At 62.3% G+C, this 25,306-nt stretch carries 24 protein-coding genes; 9 read left to right on the top strand and 15 right to left on the bottom strand.

All coding sequences use genetic code 11. From position 1 onward, the window contains the following. Window position 1: 1 nt before the first annotated feature. From AC2FM5_RS00920 to AC2FM5_RS00905, 4 genes are read left to right on the top strand one after another with little or no spacing between them, the layout of a single operon-like run. A complete protein-coding gene (locus AC2FM5_RS00920) occupies window positions 2-199 on the top strand; it encodes a DUF6494 family protein (RefSeq protein ID WP_005983748.1) in 198 nt (65 codons plus the stop codon). Next, complete coding sequence (locus tag AC2FM5_RS00915; protein ID WP_170371220.1) at window positions 196-1,257, top strand: Mrp/NBP35 family ATP-binding protein; 1,062 nt, start codon at window positions 196-198, stop codon at window positions 1,255-1,257. Before AC2FM5_RS00920 ends, AC2FM5_RS00915 begins: the two co-directional genes overlap by 4 nt. Beyond that, window positions 1,254-1,952, top strand: a complete 699-nt coding sequence (locus AC2FM5_RS00910) for a biotin/lipoate--protein ligase family protein (RefSeq protein ID WP_170363657.1) — start codon at window positions 1,254-1,256, stop codon at window positions 1,950-1,952. The genes AC2FM5_RS00915 and AC2FM5_RS00910 overlap by 4 nt, the downstream gene beginning before the upstream one ends. Then, window positions 1,949-2,428 carry a DUF6505 family protein gene (locus AC2FM5_RS00905; protein ID WP_496733366.1) on the top strand — a complete coding sequence of 160 codons (480 nt, stop codon included), beginning with the start codon at window positions 1,949-1,951 and terminating at the stop codon, window positions 2,426-2,428. Before AC2FM5_RS00910 ends, AC2FM5_RS00905 begins: the two co-directional genes overlap by 4 nt. On the opposite strand, the gene AC2FM5_RS00900 is transcribed toward AC2FM5_RS00905, so the two are convergent. From AC2FM5_RS00900 to acs, 8 genes are all read right to left on the bottom strand, one after another. After that, window positions 2,429-2,929 carry a flavin reductase family protein gene (locus tag AC2FM5_RS00900; RefSeq protein WP_496733364.1) on the bottom strand — a complete coding sequence of 167 codons (501 nt, stop codon included), beginning with the start codon at window positions 2,927-2,929 and terminating at the stop codon, window positions 2,429-2,431. A gap of 86 nt (window positions 2,930-3,015) precedes the next feature. Next, window positions 3,016-4,428, bottom strand: coding sequence for a 3'-5' exonuclease (locus tag AC2FM5_RS00895; protein ID WP_170339592.1), 1,413 nt, complete (start codon window positions 4,426-4,428; stop codon window positions 3,016-3,018). Between the two features lie 2 nt (window positions 4,429-4,430). Further along, the gene (locus AC2FM5_RS00890; protein WP_170357569.1) at window positions 4,431-4,949 is read right to left on the bottom strand and encodes a hypothetical protein; all 519 of its coding nucleotides are present in this window, start codon (window positions 4,947-4,949) and stop codon (window positions 4,431-4,433) included. A 30-nt stretch (window positions 4,950-4,979) separates the two neighbouring features. Further along, window positions 4,980-6,803, bottom strand: a complete 1,824-nt coding sequence (locus tag AC2FM5_RS00885) for a DUF294 nucleotidyltransferase-like domain-containing protein (protein WP_496733360.1) — start codon at window positions 6,801-6,803, stop codon at window positions 4,980-4,982. Between the two features lie 108 nt (window positions 6,804-6,911). Then, a complete protein-coding gene (locus tag AC2FM5_RS00880) occupies window positions 6,912-8,696 on the bottom strand; it encodes a sodium:solute symporter family protein (protein WP_170357571.1) in 1,785 nt (594 codons plus the stop codon). A gap of 15 nt (window positions 8,697-8,711) precedes the next feature. Then, entirely contained in the window at window positions 8,712-8,996 is a 285-nt protein-coding gene (locus AC2FM5_RS00875; protein WP_093962930.1) for a DUF4212 domain-containing protein, read from the bottom strand. A gap of 182 nt (window positions 8,997-9,178) precedes the next feature. Next, the gene (locus tag AC2FM5_RS00870) at window positions 9,179-9,862 is read right to left on the bottom strand and encodes an adenylate kinase (protein ID WP_170357572.1); all 684 of its coding nucleotides are present in this window, start codon (window positions 9,860-9,862) and stop codon (window positions 9,179-9,181) included. 7 nt (window positions 9,863-9,869) lie between these two features. After that, a complete protein-coding gene (gene acs, locus AC2FM5_RS00865) occupies window positions 9,870-11,834 on the bottom strand; it encodes an acetate--CoA ligase (protein ID WP_496733356.1) in 1,965 nt (654 codons plus the stop codon). 429 nt (window positions 11,835-12,263) lie between these two features. On the opposite strand from acs, the gene AC2FM5_RS00860 reads away from it, so the two are divergent. The 3 genes from AC2FM5_RS00860 to AC2FM5_RS00850 are packed head-to-tail and all read left to right on the top strand — an operon-like array spanning window position 12,264 to window position 15,375. After that, the gene (locus tag AC2FM5_RS00860; protein ID WP_496733499.1) at window positions 12,264-13,280 is read left to right on the top strand and encodes a C4-dicarboxylate TRAP transporter substrate-binding protein; all 1,017 of its coding nucleotides are present in this window, start codon (window positions 12,264-12,266) and stop codon (window positions 13,278-13,280) included. A gap of 58 nt (window positions 13,281-13,338) precedes the next feature. Continuing rightward, a complete protein-coding gene (locus tag AC2FM5_RS00855) occupies window positions 13,339-13,968 on the top strand; it encodes a TRAP transporter small permease subunit (protein ID WP_093961832.1) in 630 nt (209 codons plus the stop codon). Window positions 13,969-13,971: 3 nt separating this feature from the next. Continuing rightward, window positions 13,972-15,375, top strand: a complete 1,404-nt coding sequence (locus tag AC2FM5_RS00850; protein WP_170437255.1) for a TRAP transporter large permease — start codon at window positions 13,972-13,974, stop codon at window positions 15,373-15,375. Window positions 15,376-15,545: 170 nt separating this feature from the next. Here AC2FM5_RS00850 and ocd read toward each other — a convergent pair whose 3' ends face one another. From ocd to rocF, 3 genes are read right to left on the bottom strand one after another with little or no spacing between them, the layout of a single operon-like run. Further along, the gene (ocd, locus tag AC2FM5_RS00845; protein ID WP_170437256.1) at window positions 15,546-16,586 is read right to left on the bottom strand and encodes an ornithine cyclodeaminase; all 1,041 of its coding nucleotides are present in this window, start codon (window positions 16,584-16,586) and stop codon (window positions 15,546-15,548) included. Between the two features lie 10 nt (window positions 16,587-16,596). Next, window positions 16,597-17,517, bottom strand: coding sequence for a citrulline utilization hydrolase CtlX (gene ctlX / locus AC2FM5_RS00840; RefSeq protein ID WP_496733353.1), 921 nt, complete (start codon window positions 17,515-17,517; stop codon window positions 16,597-16,599). After that, window positions 17,517-18,437: an arginase gene (gene rocF, locus AC2FM5_RS00835; RefSeq protein WP_496733351.1), complete on the bottom strand. Its 921-nt coding sequence runs from the start codon at window positions 18,435-18,437 to the stop codon at window positions 17,517-17,519. Before rocF ends, ctlX begins: the two co-directional genes overlap by 1 nt. An 86-nt stretch (window positions 18,438-18,523) precedes the next feature. Between rocF and AC2FM5_RS00830 the strand changes: the two genes are divergently transcribed. Beyond that, complete coding sequence (locus AC2FM5_RS00830) at window positions 18,524-18,952, top strand: Lrp/AsnC family transcriptional regulator (protein WP_093961837.1); 429 nt, start codon at window positions 18,524-18,526, stop codon at window positions 18,950-18,952. Between the two features lie 101 nt (window positions 18,953-19,053). Then, a complete protein-coding gene (mprF, locus tag AC2FM5_RS00825; RefSeq protein ID WP_496733348.1) occupies window positions 19,054-21,663 on the top strand; it encodes a bifunctional lysylphosphatidylglycerol flippase/synthetase MprF in 2,610 nt (869 codons plus the stop codon). A 3-nt stretch (window positions 21,664-21,666) separates the two neighbouring features. Here mprF and AC2FM5_RS00820 read toward each other — a convergent pair whose 3' ends face one another. The 4 genes from AC2FM5_RS00820 to AC2FM5_RS00805 all read right to left on the bottom strand — a co-directional run. After that, complete coding sequence (locus AC2FM5_RS00820; protein WP_170433072.1) at window positions 21,667-23,259, bottom strand: efflux transporter outer membrane subunit; 1,593 nt, start codon at window positions 23,257-23,259, stop codon at window positions 21,667-21,669. 2 nt (window positions 23,260-23,261) lie between these two features. After that, window positions 23,262-24,407, bottom strand: a complete 1,146-nt coding sequence (locus AC2FM5_RS00815) for an HlyD family secretion protein (protein WP_170439525.1) — start codon at window positions 24,405-24,407, stop codon at window positions 23,262-23,264. A 21-nt stretch (window positions 24,408-24,428) separates the two neighbouring features. Next, window positions 24,429-24,788: a DUF3302 domain-containing protein gene (locus AC2FM5_RS00810; RefSeq protein WP_093961840.1), complete on the bottom strand. Its 360-nt coding sequence runs from the start codon at window positions 24,786-24,788 to the stop codon at window positions 24,429-24,431. Between the two features lie 34 nt (window positions 24,789-24,822). Then, window positions 24,823-25,306: disulfide bond formation protein B (locus AC2FM5_RS00805; RefSeq protein ID WP_496733345.1), on the bottom strand; the 484-nt coding region annotated here is incomplete at its 5' end.

Raw genomic sequence — 25,306 nt, 5'->3', positions numbered from 1 at the left:
GATGAGCGGCGATTACAACATGTCGATGCGCAAATTCCTCAAACAAGTTGGCGTGACCAGCCAGCAGGCCATCGAAGACGCGCTGCGCAAGGCGGGCGATCCGGCGGGCAAAAGCTTTGAGGCCAAGATGGTCCTGACGATCGACGGTCTGGATGTCGAACACGTGGTGACCGGCCAGATCAAGGACGGCGACGCATGAGCATCCGCGACGCGGTTCTGGCGAACCTGAAGAAGATCACCGACCCGGTTTCGGGACAGGACATCGTCAGCGCGGGCGTGGTCCGCGCGCTGAATGTCGAGGGCGACACCGTGCGCTTCGTTCTCGAGATCGACCCCAAGAATGCCGAGAAGATGGAACCGGTGCGCGCCACGGCCGAAAAGGCGGCGCAGATGGTCGACGGGGTGGCCAAGGTCTCGGCCCTGCTGACCGCGCATTCCGACAAGGCGCCGCCGGATTTGAAACCCAAGCCCAAGCCGTCGCAGACCGGGCCGCAGGCGGTGCCGGGGGTTGACCGGATCATCGCCGTGGCCTCGGGCAAGGGCGGGGTCGGAAAGTCGACCGTCTCGGCCAACCTGGCCTGTGCGCTGGCGGCCGAAGGGCGACGGGTCGGCCTTCTGGATGCCGATGTCTACGGCCCTTCGCAGCCGCGCATGCTGGGCGTGTCCGGACGGCCGGCGAGCCCCGATGGCAAAACCATCCTGCCGCTGCGCAACCACGGGGTCACCATGATGTCGATGGGGCTGATGACCAATGAAGGTCAGGCGGTGGTCTGGCGTGGGCCTATGCTGATGGGCGCGCTGCAGCAGATGATGAGCCAGGTGCAGTGGGGCGCACTGGACGTGCTGATCGTCGACCTGCCGCCCGGCACCGGTGACGTGCAGCTGACGCTGAGCCAAAAGTTCAAGGTGGACGGGGCCATCGTCGTCTCGACCCCGCAGGACGTGGCCCTGATCGACGCGCGCAAGGGCATCGACATGTTCCGCCAGCTGAAGACGCCGATCGTCGGCATGATCGAGAACATGTCCACGCATATCTGCTCGAACTGCGGGCACGAGGAACACGTGTTCGGCCATGGGGGCGTCGCCGCCGAAGCCGCCGAATTGGGCGTGCCGTTGCTGGGGGAAATCCCGCTGCATCTGGATATCCGCGTGGCCGCCGATGGCGGGGCGCCGATCGTGGTCAGCAAACCCGACAGCCCGCAGGCCGAGGCCTTCCGCAAGATCGCCCGCGACCTGATCGCCGCGGGCAAGGCATGACACAGCCGGTCTTTCCCCCATTGCTGTCCGGGCACCCGGTGCAGGGTGGGGAAGACCCGTTCGACCATGCGCAGGCCATGGCGGCGCTGGGCTGCGATGCGGGCAGCGTCGTCTACAACATCCAGGCGGATCGCCTGCGCGCAGCCATCGTATTTGCGCCCGAGGTGCCCTTGCAGGACGCCATGGCCATGCTGCCGCTGTGCGCCGTCGGGTTCCAGAACGCGCTGGGCGCGCTGGCTCCGCCCGAGGTGGCGGTTCATCTGGGGTGGGACGGGCCGATTTTTGTCAACGGGGCCCGCTGTGGCCGGTTTCGTGTGGCCGCGTCGACCTCGGATCCGGAAACCTATCCCGACTGGCTGGTCGTCGGCTGGGAACTGGCCTTGCTGCAAACCGGGGACGAGCCCGGCAAGTCGCCCGATGTGACGGCCCTGTATGACGAAGGCTGCGCGGAAGTGTCCCCGGTGCAGCTGGTCGAAAGCTGGTCGCGTCACATGCTGACCTGGCTGAACCGCTGGTCCGAGGATGGCAACGCGCCGTTGCACGGGGAATGGATGGGCTTGCTGCAGGGCGTCGGAGAGCCCTATGGTGATCGCGGCGTGTTTCTCGGGGCCGATGAGCGGTTCGGCATGCTGTTGCGGAACGGTGCGGATACGCAGCTTGTTCCCTTGACCCGTCTGTTGGAGGACGCCCATTGAACCTGGCCCGCGCCATTCATTTCGACGAAAGCGACCTGAACGTCTTTCACTCACCCGCCCGAACGGGCGAGTGGTGCATCTCGGGCGGGTTCGAGTTTTCGAACTGGGGCGAGGCAGACCTGCTCGGCAAGGCGCGTCAAGCCTTTGCCAACGGGTGGCTGGGGCTTGAAACCTTCGGGCGCGTGACCTTCGTGGCGGTGACGCAGATCGAACCGGCCGAGATGGAGCGGCTGGCCACCAACCTGGCCGAGCATTTCGTGCGCCTTTACGGCGCGCCCTCGGTCGAGGCGGCGCTGGACGTGGCCCGGGCCGAGCTGGCCCATATGTCCGAGATGTGTGACGATCATGCCCCCAACACCCTGCTGACCGTTGCCCGCAGCCTGACCGAGTCCGGCGTTCACGAGGCGTTTCGCGTGATCACGCCGCAAGAGGCCGAGTTGGAGGCCTTTGCCGTGCACGGGTCATTGGACGAGTAATTACAAAAGGTCGGCAAAACCGCCGAACTGTCCGCGCTTGAAGATCAAGCCTTTGCCGGTGCGGTACATGACCTGTTCGACCTCTCCCACGAGAATCAGATGATCCCCGGCCTCGTGGCGGGCAGACAATGTGCAGTCAAATCGGGCCAGACACTGGCTCAGCTGCGGCCGACCTTTGTGATCCGGGGACCAGTCTGCATGCGAGAAATCGAGGCCATTGCGGGCATAACGAAGGGCCAGATCCTGCTGATCTTCGGCCACGACATGGATCGAGTAATGTTGCGCTGCTTGAAAGGCCCCGTAACGGTTCGACTCTTTTGCCAGACACCACAGGACCAATGGTGGATCCAGCGACACTGATGCAAACGAGTTGACGGTGATGGCCGAGGGACCGTCCGAGGTGCTGGTCGTGACGACCGTCACACCAGTGCCAAAGCACCCGAGAGCCTCGCGGAAGGCCATGCTTTGATCGGGTCCGGGTTTGAATGTTCTTTCGGTCATCGCGCGCTCGTTTGGTGGCCGGGCACGGGGTGCCATGCCGCAGCAGAATTGTCCACGAAAAGCTGTATCGCGATCAATAGGCTGATTCAGTTCAGGTCTTCCAGCAGCCGACCGTGCTTGCGGGTTTCTGCGATCACGTCGCCGAATGTCTGCATACCGCGTGCAGCCAGCATCGGCAGCATCCGCACCAATGCTTCAGCCGTCGCAACCGCATCCCCCAAAGCCGTGTGGCGGAGCGTCTCGGGGATTTCCACGCCCAGTCTTTCGCACAAAGCGTCGAGCGTATGGGTTTCGCTGGCTCCGAAAAGGACCGCTGACAGCAGAACCGTGTCCAGGATGGGGTGATCCCAAGTCACTTCCATGCGCTTGGCATGACGGCGCAGAAACGCCATGTCGAATGGTGCGTTATGCGCCACGATCACGGCATCACGGGCGAAGTGGTGGAACATGCGCCCGGCTTGCGCGATATCGGGCGCGTCCTGCACCATACGGTCACTGACCTTGTGAACCTTGGTCGAAGCGGGTGGGATCGGAATGCCCGGATTGACCAGCGTGTCCAGCCGCTCGCCCTCGACGATGCGCCCCTTGACGACACGGACGGCGCCGATCTGCACGATCTCGTCCTTGTGCGGCAGCAAACCGGTGGTTTCGGTGTCGAAGACCACAAAGCACAGTTGCGATAGCGGGCGGTTTTCGAACGCCTCGTCGCCTGGGGTGTCCAGAAGATCGAAATCATAGACCAGAGGGCGCGCGGCCTCTGGCGGAATGCGGGCGACGCTGTCTTCGAAGATCAGCATATAGCCCGGCGCATCGCCCAGCGGTTTCATGCGTGCCGTGTAGGTTTGGCGCCCGTCCACGCTGGCGAGGGTGCAATAGACATCCATGCCGGTTTTCCCCAGCTTCTCATAAGCGTCCAGCAGAGGTTTGCGTTCGAGATAGTCGAACAGCGAGGCGTTCAAGCGGGGATGGGCGATCTGCGCCAGAACCTCGGCGGCCTGCGCGTCATACAGAACGATCTGATGGTTTGGCCCCGCCAGCAGCATCGCGACCGGGATCTCGGACAGAAGCGCGGTCAGACGCTCCTTCTCTGACGCGAGATGTGCGGTTTCGGCGGCAACGGCCTCAGCGGTCGACAAGGCGGTGCTGGCAAGCCGTTCGGCCAGGCTGGCGGCGGCGGGGGCCAGATCACCCAAATAGCGTGCCGCCTGCAGGTCGAGATCGGTATCCACCCCCGCATGTGCACGTGCGCGCAGCTGCGCCGACAGGCGTTCGATCGGTTTGGCCACGTTGTCGTCGAACAGCAACCAGACACCGACAACCAGCCCAAGCAAGCCAAACGAGATCAGCAGGCCGCTGAACACGAAGGCGCTGGTCATGTCCGCGGGATCGGCCCGGCGCAGGCCAAGCCAAAGCGCGATCAGAGTGATGGCGATGCCACCCGCGGCAAGCAAGCAGAAGAACAGAAAAATTCTCAGGCGCAGGCTCAGGCGGGTCAGCATGGTCAGGCCTCACAAGTGGCTGAGACCACCGGATCATCCGCGCCAACCGGCACCCAATCGGCACCGACCAGACGCCCGTCATCCGAGAACTCGGCCCCATCCGCCAGACTTGCACGGCTGTGCTCGGCGCAGTTCACAGCGATCGGCATCTTGGATACCGGCGCCCAGCGGCCAAAGAAGTACAGGTCGATCAGGCGCTGATCCGGCACCTGCGCATTGGTCCGCAACGAGGCCGTATCAACGGCCGCGAACCGGTCGACATAGGGCACCGCATAGGTCCAAGGGCGATAGAGCGCGCGGCTTTCGACCTCTTGCACGACGGTCAGGCCCTCGGGCAGGGCGTCCCGGGTGCGGTCGTACCAGGAATACTCGCTGATGATCGTGACCGCGATCATGCCCAGACCGGCCGCAACCGGAGCCGACCATTTCGGCAGGCGGCCACCGGTCAGCCGGTTCAGCCCCATCACGAGGCCCGCGATGGCAAAACCAGCAAAGATCGTGCCGATCAGCTCAAGAAACATCTTCCTCCTCCGTTCTTATTGGCCGGAGCCTTACCCCAGCATTCCCTTGCCGTGCCCGACCGCGGATTGCATCGTCTTTACCACGACAAACGCGTCCCGAAGATGACTTCGCTCAAAGTCCGACAGTTCCGACGGCGCAAGATAGTTGTCTGGCTTGTCGCCATTCCTGATCTGTTTGACCTGATGGTTCAACCGGGTTTCCGCGATCAGGTCATAGGCATCCAGCAGGTCCCGCGCGCCAGACGGGCTGAGCACCCCGGCGGCCTCGGCGGCCTTGAGGCGCGCGCGGGTGTTCACCTCGATCAATTCACCCTGCAGGCTGTAGACGCGGCCCAGATCGACCACCGGGACCACGCCGTTGTGCTTGAGATCCAGCGTGTTGCGATGCTCGCCCGAGCGGATCGTGGCGATCCCGCGCAGCAGGCCCAGCGGCGGCGTATGCTTCAGAGAATTCGAGATCATGTGCGCCACGAAGATCGAATTCGCCCGCGCCGCGCGCAGGGTTTCGGCCTGCAGGTCGGAAAACAGCTCGAACCGGCCACCGATGGGGCGCAGGTCGAACATGACCGAGGCCAGCATCTGCGCCTCGGGGTTGGGCTTGGCGATCCAGCCGTTGAAATAGTCGCGCCAGACCCGGACCGGCTGCCGCCAGCGCGGATTGGTCGCCATCATGTCGCCGGGGCAATAGAAATACCCGCAGGTATCCAGCCCGTCGGACACGAATTTGGCCAGCGCCTCGAAATAGGGCAGGTCGGCATCGGTGACGCTGTCATCCAGCATCAGGCAATTGTCCTGATCGGACACGCCCGTCTGCTCCTGCCGCCCCTGCGAGCCGCAGGCCAGCCAAAGATAGGGGACGGGCGCCGGGCCGAGTTTCTGCTCGGCCAGCGCCAGCAGCCGGCGCGTCGCGGCGTCAGCGATGTCGGTGATCAGGCGGGCGACGATTTCGTGCCGGTTGCCCGCCGCCACCAGTTGCACCAGCAGGTTCGGGATCTCGGCCGTGACCGCGGCCATCTCGGTCGCCGACCCGGCCTGCGCGATGCGGCCGACCAGCTCGGCCGAGCTGACGGCCTGGAACCGGGTCAGGTCGGTCTGGGTGACCATTCCGACCAGACGCCCGCCCTCAGTGATGGGGATATGGCCGATACCGCGTTCCAGCATCGCGTGCAGCACGTCCGAGCCGATGTCGCCGGGCGACAGGGTCAGCGGGTCCGGGGTCATGATCTGTGACACCGGGGTCGTCGGGGGCAGGGCGCCCGCCACGACCTTGCCCGACAGGTCCCGAACCGTGGCAATGCCGCGCAACGCGCCGCGCTCGGTGATGCAGACCGACGAAATGCCCCGGTCGCGCATCAGGCGCGCGGCTTCCTGAACGGTCGTCTCGGGGGTGCATGTGGCCGGCTTGCGCGCCATCAGGGTCTCGACACGAGTGGTGGCCAGCGATTGCTGTTCAGGCCGCGCGGGGCGGGCCCGATTGAAGAATTTGGCGACGACGACGTGACGCTGGAGCAGATCGGAAAACAGGACAGTTGGGATGATCAGCAGAACCGAGGGCGCGTCAGCCGTTGCCGTGGTCACCGCGCGCCCGTCGCGCATCAGACCACGTTCGCCGAACGAGTTGCGCAGGCCCAGATGGGATACGACCGCGCCGTTTTCGTCGGTGATCTCGACCTGGCCTTCGTAGATGATGAACAGGCCGGGCAACTGCGCGCCGCGGTGATAGATGACGGTGCCCTTTGGGATTGCGCGCGCTTCGATCCGAGCGGCGATGTCGGCCAGTTCCTCGACAGGCAGCGCGTCATAGGGGTGCACGGATTTCAGGAACCGGGTGATCTGTTCAGGTGAAAGCGCCATGGGTTCGCCCGTCCGCTTGAATGAAAAGCCCCGCCCGGGGTTTAGCCGGGCGGGAGAAGTTGGTCGAGGGAAACGGCCCGTGATGCATCATCGCGGACCGCATCCGGCTCAGTGGTCCTGAGCCGCGCCCGCACCACGGGGAATGCGCACGCTTTCGACCAGATCCTTGATCTCCTGCGGGGTTTCCTTGGTCATGCCGGCAACCACATAGGCGACGCCGAAGTTGACCATGGCGCCGATCGCACCGAACGAGGTCGATTTGATCGGACCCAGCAGCGGGTCTGCATCGGTGAACGAGTTGGTGCCCGGAATGAACAGCCAGCCCTTGTGCAGGAAGATGTAGACCAGGGTGACGGTCAGACCAGCCAGCATGCCCGCGACCGCGCCGGTGTTGTTGATGCGGGTCGAGAAGATCCCCATCATCAGCGCCGGGAAGATCGAGGCCGCCGCCAGACCGAAAGCCAACGCCACGGTTTGCGCCGCAAAGCCCGGAGGGTTGAGGCCCAGATAGGTGGCAACCACGATGGCCACGGCCATTGCGATCCGCGCCGCCAGAAGCTCGCCCTTTTCCGAGATGCTCGGGTTGATCGAGCCCTTGATCAGGTCGTGCGACACGGCCGACGAGATCGCCAGCAGCAGGCCTGCAGCAGTCGAAAGCGCGGCCGCAAGACCACCGGCCGCGACCAGACCGATCACCCAACCCGGCAGGTTGGCGATTTCGGGGTTGGCCAGAACCAGGATGTCGCGGTTGAACTTGGTCAACTCGTTGCCGACCCAGCCCTTTTCTTCGGCAAGCGCCTGCATGTCGGCATTCTTGTCGTTGTAGTACTGGATCTTGCCGTCGCCGTTCTTGTCTTCCCAGTCCAGCAGGCCGGTTTTCTGCCAGGTGGCCATCCAGTCATAACGGGCATCGTTGTCGATCTGCTCCAGCGATACAGCGCCGCCTTCGATGCCGCCGTTCGGCCACATCATGTCGGTGATGTTCAGACGGGCCATGGCACCAACCGCGGGGGCGGTCAGGTACAGCAGCGCGATGAACACCAGCGCCCAACCGGCCGACCAGCGGGCGTCCGACACTTTGGGAACGGTGAAGAAGCGCATGATGACGTGCGGCAGGCCGGCGGTGCCGATCATCAGCGACAGGGTGAACAGAACCATGTTCAGCGTGTTCGAATGATGAGCGGTGTATTCCGCAAAGCCCAGCTCGGCCACGATGGCGTCCAGCTTGGTCAGCAGCGGCTCGCCACCGGCGGTGTCGCCGAACAGGCCCAGGGCCGGGATCGGGTTGCCGGTCAGCTGCAGCGAGATGAAGATCGCCGGAATGGTGTAGGCGGTGATCAGCACGCAGTACTGAGCGACCTGGGTATAGGTCACGCCCTTCATGCCGCCGAACACCGCATAGGCAAACACGACGCCCGCGCCGATCAGCAGACCGGTGGTGTTCGACACTTCCAGAAAGCGGCCAAAGGCCACGCCCACGCCGGTCATCTGGCCGATCACGTAGGTGACCGAGGCCACGATCAGACAGATCACCGCCACGACGCGCGCGGTCTGGCTGTAGAAGCGATCGCCGATGAACTCGGACACGGTGAACTTGCCGAACTTGCGCAGATAGGGCGCAAGCAGAAGCGCCAGCAGCACGTAGCCGCCGGTCCAGCCCATCAGGAACGAGCTGTTGTCATAGCCGGTAAAGGCAATCAGGCCCGCCATCGAGATGAACGAGGCCGCCGACATCCAGTCAGCCGCTGTCGCCATACCGTTGGTGACCGGGTGAATGCCGCGCCCGGCGGCATAGAATTCCGACGTGGACCCCGCGCGGGCCCAGATCGCGATGCCGATGTAGAGCGCGAACGACGCGCCCACAAACAGCAGGTTGATGGTAAACTGATCCATTGTCCCCTGGCTCCCTTATTCTTCTTCGACGCCGTATTCGGCATCCAGTTTGTTCATGCGCCAGGCGTAGAAGAAGATCAGCGCCAGAAAGACCAGGATTGATCCCTGTTGCGCGAACCAGAAGCCCAGGTCGGTACCGCCGACGGCGATGCCCGACAGCAACGGGCGCAGCAGAATGCCGAACCCGAAAGACACCAGCGCCCAGATGATGAGGCTGATGTAGATGAGACGCAGGTTTGCCTGCCAATAGCCCTTGTCGGACTCGGCAGTCTGCGCGGAGTTTGTTGAATTATCCGCCATTGCGGTTTCCTCCTTGGTTCCTCCAGGGCGGCCCGGTGCATTTGTCCTCCGGCGTAGGGCCGCCATTCGATTGCGCCGAGCGCCGCGATGGCGCCAGGCAAAGCTTCTCCGGTCCGCCAGAGCGGTTCCGTTGAAGAAACTCGTGTCGGGGTCAGTGCCCGCTTTGGGGAGTCCTCTTCCCCTTACCGCATCGCGTCGCCCACGATGCTTTCCAGGCCACGGGCGATCTGATCGATCTGCCCCATGGCATCCAGTTTTCTGAGTACGCCGCGATCCTTGTAGTAGTCGATCAAAGGCGCGGTTTGTTCGTGATAGGCCTCCAGCCGGGACGCCACGGTTTCGGCATTGTCATCGGCGCGGCGGCTGAATTCGGTGCTGCCGCACTTGTCACAAACACCGTCCACCTTCGGCTGCTTGTACTGATCGTGGTAGCCTTCACCGCACATTGCGCAGGTGTAGCGTCCGGCGATCCGGGTGACCATCTCGGCGTCCTCGACCTCGAGGCTGATGGCCGCATTCACCTTCTGCCCGTTTTCGGCCAGCAGCTTGTCCAACGCTTCGGCCTGAACCGTGGTACGGGGAAACCCGTCCAGGATGACACCGCACGCGCAATCGGGCTCGGCAATGCGATCGCGCAGGATTGCGATGACGATGTCGTCGCTGACCAGGTCGCCGGCTTCCATCACTGCTTTCGCGGCCTTTCCGGCCTCGGTTCCGGCAGCAACCGCGGCGCGCAGCAGGTCGCCCGTGCTGAGTTGCACAAGGCCGAATTTCTGTTCCAGCATTCGCGCCTGTGTGCCCTTCCCGGCGCCCGGAGGGCCGAGAAGGATCAGGACAGCGGGCTTTGTGATTGTTTCAGCCTGCATCACGCCCTCACTTGTTGGCCCGGTTGGCGATCAGATCTTCGACGACGGACGGGTCGGCCAGGGTCGAGGTATCGCCCAGCGAGCCGAAGTCGTTCTCGGCGATCTTGCGCAGAATGCGGCGCATGATCTTGCCCGAACGGGTCTTGGGCAGGCCCGGAGCCCATTGGATCACGTCAGGGCTGGCGATCGGTCCGATTTCTGTCCGGACCCATGTGCGCAGCTCTTTCAGCAATTCATCCGAGGGCTCTCGGTCATTCATCAGGGTGACGTAGCAATAGATGCCTTGGCCCTTGATTTCATGGGGATAACCTACGACGGCCGCTTCGGCGACGGCGGCGTGAGCCACCAGCGCGCTTTCGACTTCGGCGGTGCCCATGCGGTGGCCCGAGACGTTGATGACGTCATCGACGCGGCCGGTGATCCAGTAATCGCCATCTTCGTCGCGGCGGCAGCCGTCACCGGTGAAGTAATACCCCTTGTAGTCCGAGAAATAGGTCTTCTCGAACCGCTCATGGTCGCCCCATACGGTGCGCATCTGGCCCGGCCAGCTGTCCTTGATGCACAGCACGCCTTCGACCCCGTTGCCGGTGATCTCGACGCCCGACTGCGGATCCAGCACGACGGGTTGAACGCCAAAGAAGGGTTTCATCGCCGAACCGGGCTTGGTCGCATGCGCGCCGGGCAGGGGGGTCATCATGTGGCCGCCGGTCTCGGTCTGCCACCAGGTGTCGACGATTGGGCATTTCCCCTTGCCGACCACCTCATTGTACCAGTTCCAGGCCTCGGGGTTGATGGGTTCGCCCACCGTGCCGAGCGTTTTCAGGGAACTCAGGTCGCAATTTTCTACGAACTCGTTGCCCTGACCCATCAGCGCGCGGATCGCGGTGGGGGCGGTGTAGAACTGGTTGACCTTGTGCTTCTCGCAAACCTGCCAGAACCGCGAGGCGTCGGGATAGGTCGGCACGCCTTCGAACATCAGTGTGGTCGCGCCATTGGCCAGCGGGCCATAGACAATATAGCTGTGGCCGGTGACCCAGCCCACGTCCGCCGTACACCAGTAGATGTCGCCGTCATGATAGTCGAAGGTGATTTCGTGGGTCATCGCGGCATAAACCAGGTAGCCGCCGGTGGTGTGCACCACGCCTTTCGGCTGTCCGGTCGAGCCCGAGGTGTAAAGGATGAACAGCGGATCTTCAGCGTTCATCTCGGCCGGCGCACAATAATCGTCGGCCTCCAGCGCCATTTCGTTGTAGTCGTAGTCGCGCCCGTCGATCCAGGTCGTCTGGCCACCGGTGCGCTTGACCACCAGACACTTTACCGTGTCCTTGCAGTGCAGCAGGGCGGCGTCGGCGTTCGATTTCAGCGGAGTCTTGCGGCCGCCGCGCGGGGCCTCGTCGGCGGTGATGATGACCTTGGCGTCACAACCGTTGACCCGAGCGGCCAGCGCGTCGGGCGAGAAGCCGGCAAACACGATCGAGTGGATCGCGCCAATGCGGGCGCAGGCGAGCATGGCATAGGCTGCCTCGGGGATCATCGGCAGATAGATGACGACCCGGTCGCCTTTGCGCACGCCCATCGATTCCAGAATGTTCGCCATACGGCAGGTGCGGCGGTGCAGCTCGGCATAGGTGATATGCTGGGCTTCGTCATTCGGATCATCCGGTTCCCAGATGATCGCAGTCTGATCGCCGCGGTTCTTCAGGTGACGGTCCAGGCAGTTGGCCGAGACGTTCAGCGTGCCGTCGGCATACCAGTTGATCTTGACCGAGCCGAAATCGTAGTTGACGTCCTTGACCTGAGTGTAAGGCTTGATCCAGTCGATCCGCTTGCCATGCTCACCCCAGAATTTCACGGGGTCGTTGACAGATGCCTCGTACATCTGGGTGTATTTTTCGGCATCGACATGAGCGCGAGCAACGGTTTCTGCGGATGGCGGAAATACCTTGGCTTCTGCCTGGGCAGCGGTGGTCATTCTGAGGCTCCTCCCTCTGACTGGACTTCGGGTGGACCGAGTTTGCCCAATTGATTGGCATTGTCGATCCGTTTCCTCCCCGGTCGGGATAATACGCCTTCGAGAAAAGAAAGAAATAAATTGCCGTAATCCTTGAATTTGTTTGTAAACAACTTTCCGTTTCTCGGGGTATTTTGTAAATTCGACCGATTTGAGTTTGCGATAACACGATAAAAAACAATTATTTACAGATCTAATGGTTGTTAACGGTCCAGAGTGACGCCTTTTCTCCTGTGGGTCGACCGTGTCGGCGGGGCTTTCTGAGCCGTGCAGAAATCAGCGCTTTCACGGGTGCAACATCCGGGCGGCGGGGCTTGGCACATGTCGATGTTGGCGCTAGCTTGACTCGCAAGCGCCCCGGGAGGGGGTGCACCAATGGGAGAGATCATTATGAACAAGATGTTGAGCGGAGCGGCCATCGCCGCCCTTGGCGTTGCTTTTGTCACCGAGGCGGCTGCGACCGAGTGGAATGCCTCGGTCTGGGGCAAGCGCCGTGCCTTCACCGAACATGTTGAGAAACTGGCCGAACTGGTCAGCGAGAAAACCGATGGCGCGTTCACCATCAACGTCAGCTATGGCGGCCTTTCCAAGCCCAAGGAAAACCTGGACGGCATCGAAATCGGCGCCTTCGAGATGGCCCAGTTCTGCGCTGGTTACCATCGCGACAAGAACCGCGCGATCACCGTCCTGGAACTGCCGTTCCTGGGTGTGAACACACTGGATGAGGAAGTGGCCGTCAGCCACGCGGTCTACGATCACCCTGCGGTCAAGGAAGAGATGGCTCAGTGGAACGCTCGGATCCTCATGACCTCGCCGATGCCGCAGTACAATCTGGTCGGGACAGGCGAGCCGCGTGACGAACTGGCAGAGTTTGAAGGTATGCGCGTTCGTGCGACCGGGGGCCTTGGTCAGGCGTTCGAGGCCGTGGGTGCCGTTCCGACATCGGTTCCGGCGACCGAAGCCTATAATGCGATGCAGTCCGGTGTTGTGGACACCGTCGCATTTGCTCAGCACGCACACCTGTCTTTCGGCACCATCAATGAGGCCGACTGGTGGACCGCGAACCTGAACCCCGGCACGGTGAACTGCCCGGTGGTCGTGAACATCGACGCCTATGAAGCACTGCCGCCCGAGCACCGTGAGGCGCTGGACAGCTCGATCGACGAGGCGATTGACCACTACCTGACCAATTACGGTGAGCTGCTGAAAAAGTGGGATGGCGTGCTCGAAGAAAAGGGCGTTCAGAAAGTGATGATCGATGACTCCGTTCTGGACGAGTTCCGTGCCAAGGCGGCCGACCCGATCCGCGACCAGTGGATTGCCGACATGTCCGCCCAAGGCCTGCCGGCGCAGGAACTTTATGACCTGGTGCAGGCAACGCTGAAGCAGCAGCGCGGCGGCAACTGATAAAAAACAGCCGGGGGCTGAAACGCCCCCGGACTCATCTGGAACAGGGGACAACCGGATGGCAGGACACGCCACGGTATTGGAGGACGGCAGCCTCCTGAGCCGTCTCGACCGGCAATTGCTGCGACTTGAACGATTTCTGGCCCTACTCAGCGGCATCGCCGTTTTCGGTTTGATGGTGTTGGCTGTTGTGTCCGTCAGCGGACGCAACGCGATCAACGCGCCATTGCCGGGCTATGTCGACTGGATCGAGCAGGCCATGCCTCTGATCGCGTTTCTTGGCATTTCCTATGTGCAGCGGGACGGCGGGCACATCCGCATGGACATCGTGATCGCACGGCTGCACGGGCGCGCAATGTGGTTGTTCGAGCTGATTTCGGTCGTGCTGATCCTGGTCCTGATGCTGGCTTTGGTCTGGGGCAGTTGGTCCCATTTCGATCGATCGTTTGATTTCGGCGCACCGATGTGGAGCCGCGACAGCTCGATCGACATCGGTATTCCGATCTGGCCCGCCAAGCTGTTGGCGCCAGTTGCCTTCTCCGTTTTGTGTCTGCGGTTGTGTCTCCAGATCTGGGGGTATGGTCGGGCGTTCCTGTTGGGGCTGGAATCTCCGGTTGCGGTGCCACTGATCCAGGACGCCGCCGCGCAGGCCGCGGCCGAAGCCGAGCAGTTTGAGAGGCAGGACTGACAAATGGACACGATTGAAATCGGCCTGTGGGTCACGGGCGGCCTGCTGGTTCTTGTCGTCGGGGGCATGCGCGTTGCGTTTGCCGCAGGCCTTGCAGGGCTGGTAGGGCTGGTCTGGATATTCTGGGCCAAATTCGGATACGACCCGGATCGGTTTGGTAAGGCTTTGACCGTTGCCGTCAAGACGGCGGGGCAGGTGCCGCATTCCAAAGTGGCCTCGCACACGCTCAGCCTGATCCCAACTTTCATCCTGATCGGATACCTGGCCTATTACGCGGGATTGACCCGGGCGTTGTTCGAAGCGGCCAAGCGCTGGGTCGCCTGGGTGCCGGGTGGCTTGGCGGTGTCCACGGTTTTCGCGACCGCCGGCTTTGCAGCCGTGTCAGGCGCGTCGGTGGCTACGTCGGCCGTCTTTGCCCGCATTGCCATCCCCGAGATGCTGGACGTCGGCTACAACAAAAGGTTTGCCGCAGGCGTCGTGGCCGCAGGCGGTACTTTGGCGTCGCTGATCCCACCTTCCGCGATCCTCGTGATCTACGCGATCATCGTCGAGCAGGACGTGGGCAAGCTGCTGCTCGCCGGGTTCATCCCCGGTGCGTTTTCAGCGGTGATCTACGGATTGCTGATCATCGGTATAGCGGTTTTCTTCAAAAACGTGGGTCCGCCGGTGCGGGGCTTTACCTGGAAACAGCGCTTTGCCGCGTTGCCCGGTGCGCTGCCGATCTTCGCGGTAATCCTGATCATCATCTGTTTTGTCTACAACCCATTTGGTGACAAGGCGTGGGGAACGCCGACCGAGGGCGGCGCAATCGGTGCATTCATCGTGTTCTGCTTTGCGCTGTTTCACGGCATGCGCTGGACCGAGCTGAAGTCGGCGTTGTTGGAAACCGCCAAGCTGACGGCGATGATCTTCTCGATCATCTGGGGTGTCTTGATCTACGTGCGCTTTCTGGGTTTCGCCGACCTGCCTGGGGCGTTCTCGGATTGGATCACCTCCCTCCATATGTCACCCATGCTGATCCTGATCTGTATCCTGTTGGCCTATGCCGTGCTTGGCATGTTCATGGATGCAATCGGGATGCTGCTGCTGACTCTGCCGGTGGTCTATCCTGCCGTCATGGCCCTGAACGGGGGCGAGGCGGTAAGCGCGGCCGACAGCACATTCGGCATGTCGGGCCCCATGTGCGCGATCTGGTTTGGTATTCTGGTGGTCAAGATGGCCGAGTTCTGTCTGATCACGCCGCCAATCGGCCTGAACTGCTTCGTGGTCGCTGGCGTGCGCCCGGACCTGAGTGTTCAGGATGTGTTCAAGGGCGTGGCCCCGTTCTTCGTCGCTGATGCGGTGACGATTGCGCTGCTGGTCGCGTTTCCGGCGATCGTTCTGTATCTGCCATCGCTTGCCGGCTGAGGTTTTGGGCAATCCAGGCACGGGCTGTGATGCATGGCTCTGCCGCGCGCATAGAAAATTCGGGCGGCACGAAGTCTCGGTGCCTCAGTGGACCCAATACCTCAGTGTCGCAAAGACTGAACGGGGGCAGCGCCCCCATCCGGCCTAACCGCAAAACAGGGCGATACGGCTCACTTGGCCCGCATGAGCATGCCAAACAGGTCGCGCGGATCGTCCGGGTCCGCCAGCATGTCCAGGGGCTCGAAAAACTCGGTTCCCTCGATCGCGCGCTTGACGTAGCGCAGAGCCGAGAAGTCCTCGATCGCGAAACCGACGCTGTCGAACAGAGTGATCTGCCGGTCGTCACGGCGACCTTCCGCCTGGCCGGTGATGACCTGCCACATCTCGGTGACCGGGTGGTCAGGGTCCAGCGCTTGAATTTCACCTTCGATCCGGGTCTGCTCGGGGTACTCCACGAAGATGTCGGACCGCAGAAGAATGTCGCGATGCAATTCGGTCTTGCCGGGGCAGTCGCCTCCGATCGCGTTGATGTGCACACCGGGGCCGACCATGTTGTCGGTCAGGATGGTGGCATATTTCTTGTCGGCGGTGCAGGTGGTGATGATCTGCGCGCCCTCGATCGCCTCTTCGGCCGAGCGACACGAAACCACCTTCAACCCGGTCCCTTGCAGATTGGCCGCGCATTTCGCGGTGGCGGCGGGATCGATGTCGTAAAGGCGAACGGTATCAATTCCGCACATGGCCTTGAAGGCCAGGCACTGGAACTCGGATTGCGCGCCATTGCCGATCATCGCCATCGTCGAGGCGTTTTTTGGGGCCAGATATTTGCCGACAAGCGCCGAAGTGGCCGCGGTGCGCAGCGCCGTCAGCATCGTCATCTCGGTCAGCAGGGTCGGATACCCGGTGTACACGTCCGCAAGCAGGCCGAACGCGGTGACGGTCTGCAGGCCTTCGGAAGTGTTCTTGGGGTGGCCGTTCACATATTTGAACCCATAGGCCTCGCCATCCGAGGTCGGCATCAGTTCGATCACGCCATGCGGGGAATGGGCCGGGATGCGCGGGGTCTTGTCAAAGCTCTCCCACCGTTTGAAGTCGTCCTCGATCTGGGCGGCGATCTCGGTGATCATTCTTTCGACACCGATGTGGTGAATCAGCCGCATCATGTTGTCGACGGATACGAAGGGAACAAGCGCCTTGTCGGAAGGTTGCATGGGGTCTCTCCTAGCGGCGTGACAGGTGGATGCCTGCGATCATGCAGCGCACCGACCCGCCGGCGGTTTCGATGGTGGGACCGGACAACGGCAGGGGCGTCGCGCTGTCCTGGATGATGTCGATCTGATCCGGGCGCAGCGCGGCCAAAGCCCGGCTGGACAGCGTCAGAACCAGCCCGTCGCGGCCCGTCAGTTCGATGGCGTTGCCGGCAAATTCAGCAATCTGGTCATGGGTCAGGTCGATCACCGTGCGCCCGGACTCCTCGAGCCGCGCCCGAACGGTCGCGCGCCGCTCGGGGTCAGTGATCATGTCCAGACAGATCAGGGCGTAGTGTGTGCCGATCCCCATCAGAACATTGGTGTGATAGACATCGCGGCCTTGCGCGTCGCGGGCCTCGAAGGCGATGGGCTCGTAGTTGAAATGGGTGCAGAACCGTTCCAGCAGCACTGGGTCGGCGCGGTTGGATTTGACGGTATAGGCAATGCGCCCGACGTGATCGAGCACCATCGCACCGGTGCCCTCCAGCGCGAGGTTGTCCTGCTCGAGCCCGGAATAGTCGATCACGTCCTGTACGCGATAGTCGCGTTTCAGCATCTCGATCACATCCATCCGCCGTTCGCGCCGGCGCGAGGGGACGAACATCGGATAGATCGCCACGTGTCCGCCCGGATGGGTCGAGAACCAGTTGTTCGGAAACACGCTGTCGGGCGTGTCGTTGTCACCGAAATCGTCGAACACATGCACGGTCACGCCGGCGTTGCGCAGTTGCTCGACCGCGCGGTCATGCTCGTCGCGGGCGGCGGCCGAGGTCGCCTCGGCCGAGCGGTTGGCCAGCGTCTGGAACGCATTGTCGTCACGGGTTTCGGGGTTCGAGGCAAAGGCGTGTGGCCGGATCATGACCACCGCCGAAGGGGCCTGAAGGGAATGCATCAGAAGCTCCGGGTAATGCGGTCGAAGATGCGGCGCCCAAGCAGCGAGGCGGCCAGATCGACCATCAGTTTCGCGGTACGGCCGCGCTCATCCAGGAAAGGATTCAGCTCGACCAGGTCCAGCGAGCAGACCAGCCCGCTTTCGTGCAGCAGTTCCATGGCCAGATGCGCTTCGCGTTCGGTCGCGCCGCCGGGAACGGTGGTGCCGACGGCCGGCGCGATGGCGGGGTCAAGGAAATCCACGTCCAGAGAGACATGCAGAATACCGTTCGCGGCACGGACGCGGTCTAGAAAGGCCATCAGCGGGGCCTTGATGCCGTGTTCGTCGATGCTGCGCATGTCGGCCAGCATGGCGCGGTCTTTCTCCAGCGCGGCGCGCTCGGCCGGGTCAACGGAACGCAGGCCGATCATGCCGACGCGGTCCGTGGGTATCGGAGCATCCAAAGCGGGGAAGGCGTCGAACCCGGGCTGGCCCGTGAAGTAGGCCACCGGAGTGCCATGCAGGTTGCCGCTGCCGGTGCTGTTGGGCGTGTGGAAATCGCTGTGCGCGTCCAGCCAAAGCACGAATAGTGGGCGCCCGATCTGCTGCGCATGGGCGGCTATGCCAGAGACCGTGCCCATCGACAGGGCGTGGTCCCCGCCCATGAAGATCGGCAGACCTTGTTGGGCCGCCTGTTGCGCGACCCGTTTCAAAGCCCGAGTCCACCCTACGCATTCGGGTAGGGCAAAGAGGTGATCATGTTGCGGAGTGTCGACAGTGTCCGGGCGGGTGTCGCCAAAGTCTGTGACCGTGTGCCCGAGGTCGGACAGAGCCTCGGCGATTCCGGCCACGCGGTACGCGTCGGGTCCCATCCGGCAACCCTGGCGCCGCTTGCCGACGTCCATGCCGGCGCCAACGAGAATGACTGATTTGGTATCCATACGTTCATTTAGCGGTGCAATGCGGGTTGCGTGAAGGAGGCAAAATGCTCAAAATGAAATCCGAAAATCCAAATTGGAAACACGGAATGGACGATCTGGACAGCCGCTTGCTCAGCGCCCTTCATCGAGACGCTCGCGCGTCCTTGTCAGAGCTTGCAGAAGTGCTGGGTGTAACGCGGACGACCGTGCGCAGCCGGCTGCAGCGGCTCAAGCAATCGGGTGAGATTGTGGGCTTTACTGTCCTGACCCGTCGCGACGTCGCGCAAAGCCCGGTGCGCGGGTTGATGATGCTGGAAATCGAAGGGCGCGGGACCGAGCGCATCATGGCCCGGATCGCGGCGATGCGGCAGGTGCGGGCGGTGCATTCCACCAATGGCGGATGGGACCTGATCGCCGAGATCGGGACCGAGACGCTGGCCGAACTGGACGAGGTTCTGTTCCAGATCCGCCGCATCGAAGGCGTGACCCGCTCCGAGACCAATCTGCTTCTGTCCACCCGAAAAGGCCGCTTCTGAACCGCCCGCCATTCACCAGCGCAGCATAGCTTTGAATACCAAACGATTTGTGCAAGAGTTTTCCCGCAGGCTTGATCAAGCCCATGGGCAGGGAAATCAATATGAGCACAGCAGACCCAGGCGAAAACTCGCGGGCGGAAATCCTGATTGCCCGGGTGACCGGTCTGTTGGAGCAGCCGGTCGTCAGGCTTGCGATACCTGTGGTGATAACGCTGATCGCGTTGACGGTGCTGCACGACCTGTCGAGCCATGTGAAATGGTCGGACGTGCAATCTGACATTGCCGGAACGTCTTGGCGGGTGATGTTCCTTGCCGTGTTCTGGACGGCCTTCAGTTTTCTGTCTCTGTCCTTCTATGACGTCTTCGCCGTGCAGAGCGTGGCGGGGGGAACGGTCCCCCTTCGCATCGCGGCCATGGCCGGGGCCAGCGGCTATGCGGTGTCGAATTGCCTCGGATTTTCGTACATCACGGGCACGGCGATCCGCTATCGGATCTATGCGTCGCTGGGGTTGGATCTGGGACGGGTCGCTGGTGTGATCGCCACATCATGGGTGGCTTTCTGGATGGGCCTCATCCTGATCCTCGGCGGAATGATGACGCTTCATCCAGACGGGATCGCCCAAGCGCTGCCGATCAGTGGAACGCTTGAAACGGTCATCGGGGTTGCCCTGCTGGTCGGTCTGCTGGTTCTGTTTGTATGGCTGGCCAAAGGCGGGCGTCGGCTGGCCTTTGGCGGAGTGGGATTTGACCTGCCCGGAGGCAAGTTGGCCAGCCTTTTGACACTGGCCGCAATCGGGGATCTGTTCGGCGCGTCGATGGCTCTTTATGTTCTGATGCCCGACGATCTAGGCGTCGGTTATCCGTATTTCTTCACCATCTATATCTGCGCAATCGCAGTTGGGATTCTCAGCCATGCGCCGGGCGGAATCGGTGTGTTCGAGGCCACGTTGATCGCCGGGCTGGGGGCCTCGGGCCGCTCGGACGTGATTGCCGCGTTGCTGCTTTACCGGGTTGTCTACACGTTTTTGCCATTTGCCATCGCAAGCCTGTCGATTGCTATCGCTTCGGCGCTGGCACATCGGCATCACATCAGCGGCGCGGCCACTTGGTTCTATCGGGCCGTCCGGCCAATCGTGCCGATGGTGGCTGCCGGTATCGCGGCAGTGGCCGGTGTGGTTCTTCTGGTGTCCGGCACCTTGCCTGCCAGCTCGACGAAGCTGGGGATCCTGCGCGAGTTTCTGCCCCTGTCCTTCGTCGAGGCATCGCATCTGGCCGGAAGCGCCATTGGCGTTCTGCTGCTGCTTGTGGCGCGGGGGCTGTACCGCAAGCTCTACCGGGCATGGATCGTTGCCATGATCCTGATGCTGGCCGGGTTCTTCGCGTCGCTGGCCAAGGGGCTGGATACGCATGAGGCCATCGGAATGCTTGCAGCCATCGGTTTGTTGGCCCTGTTTCGGGGGGCTTTCTACCGGGTAAGCGGCGCCTCTATCTTCCGGCTGAACATTCCTTGGCTGGTCAGTCTGATCGCGTTGCTGGCGGTGATCTTCTGGATCGGGTTGTTCGCCTATTCCCATGTCGAATACGAAAACGCGTTGTGGTGGGAGTTTGCATGGAATGGCGATGCCTCGCGGTTCCTGCGCTCCAGCATGGTGGTGGCGGTCATCGTCGGGGTGGTGGCCGTGAACTCGCTGTTCGGACGCACCATCCCCGCACGTCACCGCACCGAGATTCCTGCGGCGGTCGAACGTTTGTCGCTTGCCAGCGAAGACACCGAGGCGCAGATCAGCCTGACCGGCGACAAACAGTTCCTGATCGCGCCAGATGAAAGCGCCTTTCTGGCCTATGCCGATTCCGGCAACGCGTTGATCAGCAAGGGCGAGCCTGTCGGCGATGAGGCCGCCGGCCAGCAGCTGATTTGGCAGTTGCGCGAAATGGCCGATGCCGAAGGCAAGCTCTGCGCATTTTACAGCGTGTCCACCAAGTACCTGCCCACGTTTCTGGACCTCGGGCTGTCGATCCTCAAGATCGGTGAGGTTGCCCGGGTTCCGCTGAAGGACTTCACGCTGGACGGCAAATCCCGCAAGCGGTTCCGTCAGGCCCGGAACCGGGCCGAGCGTGAAGGATATGTCTTCGAGATCATTCCCAAAGAACAGCTTGCACCGGTCCTGCCCGAGCTGCGCCAGATCTCGGATCACTGGCTGGAAGGCAAGGCGGGCGCGGAAAAGGGTTTTGCCTTGGGCGGGTTCGACGAGCAGTATTTGTCCTATTTCGATCATGCGGTTCTGAAGAACGGCGAGACTGGCAGCATCGTGGCTTTTGCCAACCTGTTTCAGGGTGGCAACAAGTCGGAATTGTCGCTGGATCTGATGCGGTACGAGCCCGACTGCCCCAGCTTTGTCATGGATGCTCTGTTCGCCGAGATGATGAACTGGGGCGCCGGCCAAGGGTTCAATTGGTTCTCATTGGGGGCCGCGCCGTTTTCCGGGATCGAGAACCGGCAACTCGCCTCGCTCTGGAACCGGATCGGCGGCTTCGTCTACGAGCACGGCGAGCAGTTCTATCACTTCGAGGGGCTGCGCGCCTTCAAGCAAAAGTTCGACCCGGAGTGGAGCCCCAACTATCTTGCCAGCCCAGGCGGTCTGGCCGCGCCGCGCATCCTTTACGAGGTGAACATCCTGATCTCTGGCGGCCTGACGGGCCTAACGAAATAGCGCCTAGTTCAGACTTGCGCGTGTTGGGTCCTGCTGCAGCAGGTCCCCCCAATCGGTGCGATAGGACATCTCGGCCAGTACGGTTTCCGGCAGAAACTCCTGATTCTGACGGATCTGCCAACCCCCGCCCAGACCCTTGTAGACCGCGACCAGATTCGACGACACCTGCTGGCGCGCCTCGATCAGGTTGGCTTGCGAGCGCAGAAGCGCGGTCTGCGTGTTCAGCACGCGGGAATAGTCTGCGATGCCGTCGCGATACTGGCTGACGGCAATGTCGGCGGCCTTGCGCGCTGCGTCGACGCTGCGTTGGTAGAACGTCACCTGCTTGCGCGCCTGGGCATAGGCAACCATGGCGCTTTCGACCTCGGAATAGGCGGTCAGCACGGTGTTCTGATAGTTGGCGATCAGCGCCTGATAGGCGGCGTCCTGCGCGCGCACGTTGTTCTTGATCCGCCCATAGTTCAGAACGTTCCAGACCACGCCGGCGCTGGCCAGACCTGTGGTGCTGTTCGAGCTGAACAGGTCGCGCCCGCCGGACGCCTGCAGGCCGATCGAGCCCGACAGGATGAACTGCGGATACAGGTCCGCCATGGCAATGCCCACTTGCGCCGATTGCGTGGCTGCAGCCAGTTCTGCGGCGCGAACGTCGGGGCGGCGGCGCAGCAGTTCGGCCGGAACACCGACGGCGACGTTCGATCTTGCTGACGGGATCCGCCCGGACGTTCCCAGAAGGCCGGTCATGCGCGACGGTGTCGTGCCCAACAGAACCGCCAGCGCGTTCTTGGCCTGCTGCAGATCGCTTTCCAGCGTCGGCACCAGCGCCTTGGTGTTGTTCAGCAGGGCGGTGGACTCCTGCACATCCAATTCCGTCGTCACGCCATTGTTGAACCGCAACTGGGTCAGATCGTTGGCTTCCTGCTGCAGCTTGATGTTCTCGCGCGCGACGGCCAGCGACTCCTGCAGGGCGCGGATGTTGATGTACAGCGCGGCCACATCGCCCGTCAGCGTCACCAGCGCATCGTCATAGTTGGCGACCTGTAGCGCCAGGTTCGATCGCGCCGCCTGCACGCCGCGCCGCTGCGCGCCCCAGACGTCCAGTTCCCACTGGGCGTCAAATCCCACCTGCGACGTCGAAAACTCGGTATCCAGCGGAATGATCCGGTTGATATCGGCAATGGGACCGAGGTTGTCGCTGATCCGGCGCCGCTCCAATGATCCGCCCACGGCCTGAGATTGCGGATAGAGCTCGCCGAAGGCGATGCCCAGTTGCGCGCGGGCCTGCAACACGCGCGCGCCTGCGACCTGAAGCGTCAGGTTCTGGGCATAGGCCTCGGCCACCAGCTTGTTCAGGGTCGGATCATTGAAGCTCTGCCACCATTTGACCACGGGGGCGCTGCGTGATGTCAGACCGCTGGCCTGGCTGGCGCTGGGGCTGTTGGCCTCCATCCACTGTTTCACGACCGGCGAGTTGGGGCGCACAAAATCCGGCCCGACCGGGGTGCATGCAAACAGCAACGCGGCGCTCAGCGCGGTGCCAACCAACATGTGGCGGCGGTTTCGTGGCCTGCGCGGATGGTCCGGGTTCATGTGTGTCATGCTCAGATATCCAACGGTCGGATGAAGTTGGCGAAGGAATAGAGGCGGATGTTGATGCGGCGCAGAAACTCGAAGCTTGTGCCTTGCCCGGTATAGATGGCCACGGCCGCGTGCCCGCCAGCGGGGAAGGTATGCCCTTCGGGGACGTCGACCGAAATCTGCACCGCGATGCGCCCGGGAATTTTGGGCAGCTCGAACCCCGGCAGGCGGCCAGAAGGCAGGTATTGCCCCTGCCGGGTGGCCCACCAGATGGCCTCGACCCTGCCGGTCAGAATTTCACCCGGGTACAGGTCCAGCGCGACCTCGACAGGCTGACCGGGTTCGACGAATTTCAGGTTCTGCTGGCGGTATGTGGCCAGGATATAGGGCGAATCCTCAGTCACGAAGCTGGCGATGGCCCCAAGTCGGATATCACCGACCACAAGGCCGGGACGGGCCTGTTGCGAGACGATCATACCGTTCTCAGGAGCGTAGATCGTTGTATTATCGAGGAAATACTGTGCTTCGGCCAGCTGCGCCTTGGCCTGAAGGATACCGGTGTTCACTCCGTCGATCTGTGATTCCTGCGCAAGTTGCGCCTTTCTTAGATTGGCCTCAGCCTGTTTGACCGCAGCCTGATCTTCGGTCACTTGTTCGTTCCAGCGATCCAGCTCGTCCTGACGCGCACCCCCGGCAGGCACCAGGTTTTCATAGCGCGCCTTCTGCGTCATCGCATAAGCCAGCTGGGCATTGGCGCGCTCCACCGCCTCGGTCGAGGCGATCACGTCCTGTTCAAGGATTTTGGCGTTCTGCTCCGCAGCCACCAGTTGGGCCTGCGCGTTCTCGACGGCCAGCTTGAACACCGTGTCATCAAACCGGTACAGCGGATCACCCTTGGTGATGGGCGTGTTGGGTTCGACCAAGACCTCGGTCAGGATGGTCGGTTGGGTCAGTTTCGGGACGATCTGGATGGTGGACCGCACCACGTGGCTGTCGATCGAGAAGGGTTGGAAGAACCGCAGCGCGACCAGGAAGATCAGCAGCAGATGGGCGCCGACCCAGAACGACACGATCCCCCAGACAATGTTGAACTTGAGCCATTGTGCTTTGAAGAAAATGAACCAGACAAAAATGATGTAGAAAAGCGTGATGCCGAGGGCGACGAACATAGTGGTGGATTTCCTTCGGCGTCAGGTTTTCTGTGGGTCGTCTGCAGCAGGGGCCCGGTACTCGTCCTTGACCTGCCCGCCAAGGCGCTCGATCTCCTTGCGGATCGCTTCGCGCTCGCCCTCGGGCAAGCGGCGGATGTCCACGGTCATGCCATCATGGTAGGCCCAGATAAAGGCGTGCACCCAGGGGATGATCGCCAGAAATCCCATCCATCCCATCAGTTTGACGGCTTCGGCATGGGGGTGGTTCCGTTTGATTGCGATGCGGCCGGGCAGGCCCATGATGAACAGAAACAAGGCCATGACCGCCGCAAGCAGTAGGATCAGCGCTACGAATGTCAGGTAGTCATAATAGCCCAGCGGCTGCCCCAGTAGTCCCATCGTCGCGCCTCCTGTCTGGACGGTTGCCCCATCCTCAGTTGTTGGTGTCCAGTTCGTCAATCAATTTGTAGCTGGTCGGCGGGTCGGCGCAGATGCCCGGACCGCATTCCAACAGCGTCGAACCGGCGTTCAGCACCGCAAGACCCAGCATGATGAAGAACGCAACCTTTGCCAATGTGCTGCCGCCAAAGCGTGGTTCCGCGCGCGTGTCCGAGACATACTGTTTCTCGAACATCAGCATGATGGCGGTGCCCAACAGGATCAGAAAAAAGCAGATGGCAGCCCAGGTATAGTAGTGCAGGCCCAACACCGGAGAGCCATAGTGCCCGGTTCCCGGCACGATGTGCAGAAGGATCTGCCGCACCGACACGCTGCCGCCGTAGAGCGCCGCAATCAGCATGATCGCATAGTGTTGGGGCCGCGGGCCATAAAGCAGGTTCAGGCCCAGACCAACACCAACCGCGACGAAGCCAACTCGCTGCAACAGGCAGAGCGGGCAGGGCAGTTCGTACAGCTTG

The organism is Ruegeria sp. BHSA162 (assembly GCF_059613385.1).
This window is presented reverse-complemented; position numbering and strand designations above follow the sequence as displayed.